The organism is Salinimicrobium oceani (assembly GCF_012037645.1).
Genome location: NZ_JAAVJR010000332.1, coordinates 1 through 545 on the forward strand (window position 1 = coordinate 1; position 545 = coordinate 545).

Sequence of the window (545 nt, forward strand, 5' to 3'; positions counted from 1 at the left end):
TTCCGTAGGGAATAGCTATTCCGCCAAATCCCCGGATGGCAACTACATTTCCTCTATCAAGATCCCAGTGTTTGATATAATCTATTTCGGTTTTGACGTATTGAGAGAAATTCACTCCAAATATGCTGTACCTGCCATCTTCATCCTCTTCCACGGCTCCCAACTTTGAAATTGCAGAGAGAATATTCCCTGCGGTTTCGAGCTTCACACGTAAGCGCGAAAAATCCTCGTCATAAATATTTTCTTTTCTATTGAGGATGTAAGAGAAATTGGTGGAGGAAATGAGGTTATCTTCGGTAAGCCTGTTCTTTCGTTCCCGAATGTCGTTCAGGATCTGGGTTTGATCTCCTGTGAGACTGTTGACCTCACCTAATCTTGCAGCTCTAAGAAACATATTAGCACCTTCCGGAATGGTCAAAAATCGGTCTCCGGTTTCATTGAAATCGAAATAAAGATCCGGAAAATTCACATTTTCAGCCGTGGCAACCTGGTTTAGTTCGATAAAGGAGTTACGATATACATTGAAGTAATTAGCAACATTAAGA

The 545-nt window shown here is 41.3% G+C and carries 1 pseudogene; it reads right to left on the reverse strand.

From position 1 onward, the window contains the following. Positions 1 to 545: pseudogene (locus tag HC175_RS17025) on the reverse strand (translocation and assembly module lipoprotein TamL); the annotation flags it as partial.